Origin of the sequence: Hydrotalea sp. AMD, assembly GCF_004100315.1 — a bacterium.
GTDB lineage: Bacteria > Bacteroidota > Bacteroidia > Chitinophagales > Chitinophagaceae > Hydrotalea > Hydrotalea flava.
The window spans coordinates 1-8,698 of record NZ_SCKY01000044.1 but is presented as its reverse complement, the minus strand read 5'-3'; the positions used below and the strand labels follow the sequence as shown (position 1 = coordinate 8,698).

Below are 8,698 nucleotides of genomic sequence, written 5' to 3'. Positions count from 1 at the left end.
GACTAACAAATCCCATTTTCACTTCCGGATTTTTATCGCCTGCTTCGGGATAACGGGTATATTCCAAATAACCATGTTGCCCCTCGCTACTGTAAATAGGAAACATAGGCACCATACTTTCATCAAACCTGGCATAGGCAATGGTTTTGCTATCGGGGCTCCACCAAAAAGCCCGGTAATGGGTGGGGCGGCCATAAATTTCTTCCAAATATACCCAACTGGCATAGCCGTTTAAGGTAGTAGCCGAACCATCAAAGGTTAATTGTGTTTCTTTTTGTGCAGCAATGTTGTAGCTATATAAATTATTGTTTTTGGTATAGGCTATATAATTGCTATCGGGCGAGAAAGTGGGGTTGTGTTCCTGCGCCGTATCGTTGGTAATGCGTGTAGGCGTTCCGTTTACAAACAAATACAAGTCATGGTTCATTTCGGTAACAGCCTTATCAGGCTTTAACTGTGCAGGAGCAGTATACGATAACATTTTTCCCGAGGGAATATCAAATAAAAATGTTTGTGCATCTTCTCTTTTTTCGCCGCGTTGCAACAACAATACCTGGTTATTGTTCAGCCATTCTATTACAGAAGGCAGCGGTTTGTAAAAGCCGTTGGGCGCTTTTCCGGTAACCAATTGCGCCATACTTATTTCTTTTTGCTGGGCATAAGTAAACAATGCTGTTAAGCAACAGCATGCAATAATGCCAAAAATTTTCCTCATGTGTTTGAATTTTGCATGAAGATAAATATCCTCCTCCTTTTTTACGATACCATTCAAAAAAAAATTATAAACGCCAGTATTTTCGGGCTTTTTTCGAGATTTGTTCGACAGTTGTTCGACTCCGGCCCATACAAATGCAGCATTGATAAGGGTTGTATCGAACCATTGTCGAACATGTATCGAATTTGTTTCGAACAAGGTAGGGAGAAAGGGGTTGGAAATGGGTGGTGGGTGATGGTGGTTAGGAGGTGGGGATTGAGGAGCATGTGACTCCCAACTGTGAAAAGGATGAATAGGCAGTTTAAATGTGTGTATAAAGGGATTTCGTTAGAAAAAATGAGATAATATTTTTTTTATAAATACATAAATTTGATTAGTTTAGGGGGAGAAAAAAAAGCCCCACATTGTAAGGTGAGGCGACTTAAATGTTTTCACAACGGAATAATCCTTATTGTGATTTGCTTTCAAATTAGGTTTCAAAAATAAAGAAATAATTGCAACATGAAAAAAACAATTTTAGGGCTGGATTTAGGCACCAATTCAATAGGTTGGGCGTTGATAGAACAGGATTTTGAAAACAAACAAGGAAACATATTGGGAATGGGGAGTCGAATAATTCCCATGAGTCAGGATATGATGAATGACTTTGGTAAAGGAACTTCTATCTCTCAAACTGCTGAAAGAACGTATTATAGAAGTATAAGGCGCTTACGTGAGCGACATTTATTAAGAAGAGAGCGACTGCACAGAGTATTAAATATTTTAGGCTTTTTACCTGAACATTATAGCAAACAAATTGACTTTGAAAAAAATTTGGGGCAATTTCTTGAAGAAACCGAACCCAAAATAGCATACAATAATAAAGACTTCATTTTCAAAAAATCATTCGAAGAAATGTTGGAAGATTTTCGCATGAACCAACCAGAACTTTTAAATAGAAAAAATAAAAAAGGTAAGGATGCTAAGATACCCTATGACTGGACCATTTATTACTTACGTAAAAAAGGATTAACACAAAAATTACAAAAAGAAGAGTTGGCTTGGCTTTTGTTAAATTTCAATCAAAAGCGAGGATATTACCAATTAAGAGGTGAAGATGATGAAGATGATACAAGATCAGCTCAAACAAGAACTTATTTTGACACACAGATAATTTCGGGAATAATAGATACAGGAGCTATTTATAAAGGGCTTAAAGTTATTTTAATAAAACTTTCAAATGGAGATTCTGGTAAATATTTCTCAAAAGAAATTCCAAATTGGATTGGAATAGAAAAAAATATTATTGCAACGATTGAATTAGATAAAGACGGGAACGATAAATATGAAGATGATGGAACTTTGAAAAGAAAATTTTCTATTCCAACAGAAGAAGATTGGGAGAAAAAATGGAAACTAATAAAAATCAAAACAGAGAGAGAAATTAAAGATTCTAATAAAACTGTTGGTACATACATTTACGATACATTACTTCAAAAACCTAATCAAAAAATTAGAGGAAAATTAGTTCGTACTATCGAACGTAAGTTTTACAAAGAAGAATTAAAAGCCATTTTAGAAAAGCAAATTGCTTTACAACCTGAATTGTTTACTAATGAATTATATAATGCTTGCGTTCGCGAGTTATACAGAAGCAACGAAGCGCACCAACTACAACTCAGTAAAAGAGATTTTGTGCATTTATTTTTAGATGATATTATTTTCTATCAGCGTCCGTTGCGTAGTCAAAAATCAAGTATTGGTAATTGCTCTTTGGAGTATAGACAATACAACCAAAAAGATGAAACCGGGAAAGAGATTGAAGTGAAAGAATATTTAAAATGTGTTCCAAAATCTAATCCATATTATCAAGAATTTAGAGTTTGGCAGTGGCTGTACAACTTAAAAATTTACACAAAAAAAGAAGATAAAGATGTAACACATGAATTTCTGAAGTCAAATGAAGATAAGGAAAATTTATTTGAGTTTTTAATGAGTAAAAAAGAGGTTAATCAAAAAGACATTCTAAAACATTTCTTCAAAGACTTAAAGGGCAAAGTACAAACAGCTGAAATTGCCAAATACCGTTGGAATTATGTATATGATTTGGGAAAAGACGAATCAAAACCCTATCCAATGAATGAAACAGGTTATGAAATCCGTAAACGATTAAAAGAAGTTGCAAATATTCCAGCTAATTTTCTAACAAGAGAAATTGAACAACAACTTTGGCACATCATTTATTCTGTAACGGATAAAAATGAGTTTGAAACAGCACTGAAAACTTTTGCAAGAAAATATCAGTTAGATGTAAACTCTTTCGCAGAAAACTTCAGTAAGTTTCCGCGATTCAAAAGCGATTATGGCTCATATTCTGAAAAGGCTATCAAAAAATTATTGCCTTTAATGCGAATTGGCAAACACTGGAAATGGGAAAATATTGATATTAAAACTCAGGCACGAATTGACAAACTTCTAACTGGCGAGTTTGATGAAAACATTAAAGATAGGGTAAGAGAAAAAATAAATAAAGAGAATTTAGATAATAAAGAAGATTATCAAGGGTTGCCTTTGTGGTTGGCTCAATATGTGGTTTATAACCGACATTCGGAGGCTGCCGATATTGGGAAATGGAATTCAGTTGAAGATTTAAAAACGTATTTAAAAGAGTTTAAACAACATTACTTAAGAAACCCAATTGTAGAACAAGTTATAACCGAAACGCTGCGTGTTGTAAAAGACATTTGGGAAAAATATGGTGATGGAACGAAAGATTTCTTTAACGAAATTCATATTGAGTTAGGCAGAGAAATGAAAAACACCACAGAAGACCGGGCTAAAATTACAGAACAGGTTTCCAAAAATGAAAATACAAATTTGAGAATAAAGACATTGTTAATGGAATTTGCAAAGGATGATTCTTTTAAAAATCAAATTGATTATTCAAACTATTGTAAAGAAGAAAAAAATCTTACTTCTTATCAGAAAGGAAATAATCCTGTAAGACCCTATTCTCAAACACAACACGATATTTTGAAAATTTATGAAGAATATGCTCTAAATGACCATACTGAAGAATATCTAAAAAATGAAAAAACAGGATTAACCGAAACAAAAGATGGAAAATCTAAAGAAATAACGATTTATGATATTTCTCAAAAATCACAACCAACAAAATCCCAAATCGAAAAATATAAATTATGGCTTGAACAAAAATATCGGTCGCCCTATACAGGCGAAATAATTCCCTTGAGTAAACTGTTCACACCTGCTTATGAAATTGAACATATTATTCCACAAAGCCGATATTTTGATGATAGTTTAAGCAATAAAGTAATCTGCGAAGAAGCCGTAAATAAGCTAAAAGATAACAAACTTGGTTTGGAATTTATTAAAAACCCAGTATTACAAACGGTAGAAATTGGTTTGGGGAAAACAGTAAATATTTTTACCGAAAAACAATATCGGGAATTTGTAGAAGAACATTATTCTAAAAACAAAGTCAAACGCAACAAATTATTGTTAGAAGAAATTCCCGATAAAATGATTGCCCGTCAAATGAATGACACGCGATACATCAGCAAGTTTGTTTCTGCAGTTCTATCAAATATTGTTCGTGCTGATAAAGACGATGACGGAGTAAATTCAAAAAACATTGTTCCGGGCAATGGAAAAATTACCGATCGTTTAAAACAAGATTGGGGATTAAACGATGTTTGGAATGAATTGATTTTACCACGTTTTGAGCGAATGAATAAATTGACCAATTCGGAAGCTTTTACAGCAAAAAACAAAGAAGGACACACCATACCTGCTATTCCGTTTGAACTTTCAAAAGGCTTTCAAAAGAAACGCATTGACCACCGCCACCATGCAATGGACGCATTAGTAATTGCTTGTGCTACAAGAGACCATGTGAATTTGCTAAATAATCAATCTGCAAAATCAGATAATTCTAGATTTGATTTACAACACAAACTCCAAAATACTGAAAAATGGATAGACAAAAATGGAAAAGAAAGAGATAAATTCACGGAATTTAAAAAGCCATGGCAAAACTTTACAATTGATGCCAAAAACGAGTTAGAAAAAGTTGTTGTGAGCTTTAAACAAAACTTGCGTGTTATCAATAAATCGACAAACACTTACCAAAAATTTGAAAACGAGAAAAAAGTCGAAAAGAAGCAAGAACGTGTGCATTGGGCAGTTAAGAAGCCAATGCACGAAGAAACAATTTCAGGAATTGTTAAGTTATCTTGGTTAAAAGTTAGTGAAGGAGAATTTACAACAGCAACAAGAAAAACATTGGATAAAAGTTTTAATAAAGAAAAAATCAAAAAGATTACTGATACTGGTATTCAAAAAATTCTTCTCAACTACTTAAGAGAAAAAGGAAACGATCCTGAATTAGCATTATCGCCTGAAGGAATAGAGGAGTTGAATAAAAATATTTCTCAATACAATAATGGTAAATTTCATCACCCAATATTTAAAGTGCGAATTTACGAAAAAGGAAAAGGAAGATTTGTATTAGGAGAAAAAGGCAATAAAAAGAGTAAGTATGTGCAAGGTTCTCCAAATTTATATTTTGCTGTTTACCAAGAAGAAAATGGCAAAAGAAATTTTAAATCCATTCCTTTAAATATCGTTATTGAACGTCAAAAACAAGGATTGAGTTCAGTTCCGGAGACGAATGAAAAAGGAGAAAAATTGTGTCAGGAATGCCCTTATCTCTCGCCCAACGATTTGGTATATGTGCCAACCACAGATGAATTAGAAAACAACACAAAAATTGATTTTAAAAATTTAACCAATGAGCAAAGGAAGAGAATTTATAATGTAAATGATTTTTCTTCAACCTGTTACTTTTTCCCAAATACAATTGCAAAACCTATCGCACCCAAAGAAATAGATTTGCGTTATGATGAAAAGGAGAATAAACCAACAGGTTCTTTTGATACTAAAACTGCAAGTTTAGATGGAATGCAAATTAAAGATGTTTGTATCAAATTACAAGTGGATCGCTTAGGTAACATATCTAAAGTATAAATCAGTATGCACAAAAGAATCATTTATATAGAAAAACTCTTCTAGTTCAAATCCTCTAATAAATAATTGATGCCAATCCATGCCTATATCAAAGAAATGGAGAATTCATAAAATAAAATCGTATTACTAAACATTCTATAATTTCATACAAACTAATATAAGATAAAATATTCATTTAAAAAAATATTATTTAGTAATTCAAAAAACAATTAATGAATTTTTGTAATTGAAGATTGATTGAAGCATACAATTATTCCTCATTTCAAGTTAAAGTTTTTCCAATTATTTAACAATATTTTCCTAATCATGTCACCACTTCTTCCCGGTCGATATTATCATATTTACAACCATGCCAATGGTGATGATAACCTTTTCCGGGAAGCAGAAAATTATCGTTTCTTCCTGCAACAATACTATAAACATATAGATGCTGTAGCAGATACTTTAGCCTGGTGCTTAATGCCGAATCATTTTCATCTACTGGTTAAAATAAAAAACGAAGAAGCGCTGCTGCAAACTTTTCCAAAGTTCGAAACTTTGGAAAAGTTGCTGTCGAAGAAATTCTCCAACCTCTTCAGCAGCTATACGCAGGCTTTTAATAAAGTTTACCAACGCAGGGGTTCGCTTTTTATTAAAAACTTTAAAAGAAAGGAAATTACCTCTGCGCAATATTTACAAACCCTTGTTTTATACATTCATCTCAACCCGGTTAAACACAGTTTTACAAAAGAAACAACTGAGTGGCCCTGGAGCTCTTACCACTATGTTCATGCTCATTTTGAAGAGCTTCCCTTCTTCCGGGAAATCTTCGAAAATAAAAATAGCTTCCTCGCACAACATACCCTTAAACTTGAACGTTTTATTGAATATATCGCATTGGAGGAATCGCTCACCCGGTAAATCATACCAGCATGCTCAAACACACCCTTTGCATAGAAAACCCCTGCCATTTAAAATGCAGTAATGCGCAATTGGTGGTAAGTTAAGTATAATAAAGGAATGAAGTACAATTACCGTGAAAAATTATAAATACATTATACAATTTTCACGGTTCATAGTTTTAGCTTTTAATAATCAATATTTACAACCATTTAGGGGTTTGTTGCAGTTATTTATTCAATGACCAAATTATTGGTTAGAAGGATTATTCTAAAATAATTCAATTTTTAACTACACTTATAATTTTTCAAGATTTAAGCTGCTAAACACAAGCACCATATATACATACCGGAAAGGATTCATTTTTTTGTTCCTCAATTACATTTTTAGGCATAACCCATTTCATTACTTTTTTATTACCGTGAAAAATTATAAATTTGTTGTACAATTTTCACGGTAAAGATGATTCAACGGAATATTATAAAAACACTACAAAAGCAGATGAAACAGTTTCCTGCCGTAGCTATAATAGGTGCGCGGCAGATAGGCAAATCAACTATTGCCAGGCAGATTGCAGATAAAAAAAAATCTACTACAGTTTATTTTGACTTAGAAAAACCATCTGACAGGCGTAAACTGGAAGATGCTGAAACCATGCTGGCCGGATTAAAAGATAAACTGGTGATTATTGACGAAGTCCAAACGATGCCCGAATTATTTGCCATATTACGCCCATTAATTGATGAATACCGAAAACCCGGACGTTTTATGCTATTGGGCTCGGTTTCACCTTTTTTAGTAAGAGGCATTTCTGAAAGTTTGGCCGGTAGAATTGCCCATATAGAACTACCCACCATTAACTTAATGGAAGCCAATAAAGCCAAAATTGCACAGGATAAAATATGATTCAGAGGCGGCTATCCTGAAGCACTTACCTTAAGAACCAATGCACAATGGTATGCATGGGCCGAAAATTACTACTGCACTTTTGTGGAGCGTGATGTAAATTTTTTAATGAATGAAAATCTATCACCGGCTACTGTTCGAAATCTATGGACCATGTTAAGCGCAATTAGTGGCAATATTGTAAACTACGAAAATATTTCACGTTCATTAGGCATTAGTAGAGCCACTACGCTAAAATATCTGGATTTTATGGAAGGAGCTTTTTTAATCAGACGTTTACAGCCATGGTTTATCAACACTACTAAACGGATCGTAAAATCGCCTAAAATCTATTTTCGTGATAGCGGCTTATTGCATTACATGAACCGCATACAAACAACTGATGAATTAGCCGGCCACATTGTTTCAGGTGCCTCATGGGAAGGTTTTGTTATTGAACAAATACATCAACTGGTACCATCTCATTTATCTGTATATTACTATCGCACACATCATGGTGCAGAATCAGATGTAGTATTGGTTAACGGAAATATACCCGTAGCCTGTGTTGAAATAAAACGTAATAATGCACCGGAAATTTCAAAAGGCTTTTTAAATTGTATTGCAGATTTGAATACACAAAAAAATTTTATTGTAACACCTGGAAGTGATAACTATACAAACAATCATATTCAAATCTGTTCACTACATACTTTTTTAACCAAATATATCACACATATCTAATGCTTAAACGCACCCTCTGCATAGAGAACCCCTGCCACCTAAAATGCAATAACGAACAATTGGTGCTTAGCTATGCCCACATAAAAGGGTTGGAAGACCGGCAGGATAAAACGGTACCCATTGAAGATATAGGCGTACTGGTATTAGAGCATCCGCAAATTACCATTACCCATTTTTTGTTAGACCAACTGATTACCAACAATATTGCGGTAATAACCTGCAACAGTACCCACCACCCCAGCGGCATGCTGCTGCCTTTAGAGAGCCATACCCTGCAAAGTGAGCGTTTTAAGGAGCAATTAGCCGCCAGTGAACCCCTAAAAAAACAATTGTGGCAGCAAACCGTAAAAGCAAAGATTAATAACCAGGCGGCTGTTTTAAAAAAATGGAACATACCCCATGGCTATTTAAACAATGCCCGGCAAAATGTAAAAAGTGGCGATGCCG

6 protein-coding genes and 1 pseudogene are annotated in these 8,698 nt (G+C 33.8%); 6 read left to right on the top strand and 1 reads right to left on the bottom strand.

Features of this window, described 5'->3' with window-relative positions:
- Positions 1-715 (bottom strand): DPP IV N-terminal domain-containing protein (locus EO766_RS17320; protein ID WP_287101663.1); only part of this gene is annotated, 715 nt, incomplete at its 3' end.
- A 501-nt stretch (positions 716-1,216) separates the two neighbouring features.
- On the opposite strand from EO766_RS17320, the gene cas9 reads away from it, so the two are divergent.
- The 6 genes and pseudogenes from cas9 to cas1 all read left to right on the top strand — a co-directional run.
- Positions 1,217-5,743 carry a type II CRISPR RNA-guided endonuclease Cas9 gene (gene cas9, locus EO766_RS17315; protein WP_074419543.1) on the top strand — a complete coding sequence of 1,509 codons (4,527 nt, stop codon included), beginning with the start codon at positions 1,217-1,219 and terminating at the stop codon, positions 5,741-5,743.
- Between the two features lie 306 nt (positions 5,744-6,049).
- On the top strand, positions 6,050-6,643 hold the full coding sequence (locus tag EO766_RS17310; RefSeq protein WP_074419544.1) for a transposase: 594 nt from the start codon (positions 6,050-6,052) through the stop codon (positions 6,641-6,643).
- Positions 6,644-7,123: 480 nt separating this feature from the next.
- The gene (locus tag EO766_RS17305; protein WP_179853209.1) at positions 7,124-7,528 is read left to right on the top strand and encodes an AAA family ATPase; all 405 of its coding nucleotides are present in this window, start codon (positions 7,124-7,126) and stop codon (positions 7,526-7,528) included.
- A 12-nt stretch (positions 7,529-7,540) separates the two neighbouring features.
- A pseudogene (locus tag EO766_RS18565) lies at positions 7,541-7,894 on the top strand (DUF8612 domain-containing protein); the annotation flags it as partial.
- Entirely contained in the window at positions 7,889-8,251 is a 363-nt protein-coding gene (locus EO766_RS18560; RefSeq protein ID WP_502697236.1) for a DUF4143 domain-containing protein, read from the top strand. The pseudogene EO766_RS18565 and the gene EO766_RS18560, both read left to right, overlap by 6 nt.
- Positions 8,251-8,698, top strand: a 448-nt coding sequence (gene cas1, locus EO766_RS17295) for a type II CRISPR-associated endonuclease Cas1 (protein WP_287101659.1), incomplete at its 3' end; no start/stop codon positions are given. The genes EO766_RS18560 and cas1, both read left to right, overlap by 1 nt.

Excerpts from the sequence above, each read along its gene's own strand:
- EO766_RS18560 (WP_502697236.1), top strand. The coding sequence starts at position 7,889 with ATGAACCGCATACAAACAACTGATGAATTAGCCGGCCACATTGTTTCA.
- EO766_RS17305 (WP_179853209.1), top strand. The coding sequence starts at position 7,124 with ATGAAACAGTTTCCTGCCGTAGCTATAATAGGTGCGCGGCAGATAGGC.
- cas9 (WP_074419543.1), top strand. The coding sequence starts at position 1,217 with ATGAAAAAAACAATTTTAGGGCTGGATTTAGGCACCAATTCAATAGGT.
- EO766_RS17310 (WP_074419544.1), top strand. The coding sequence starts at position 6,050 with ATGTCACCACTTCTTCCCGGTCGATATTATCATATTTACAACCATGCC.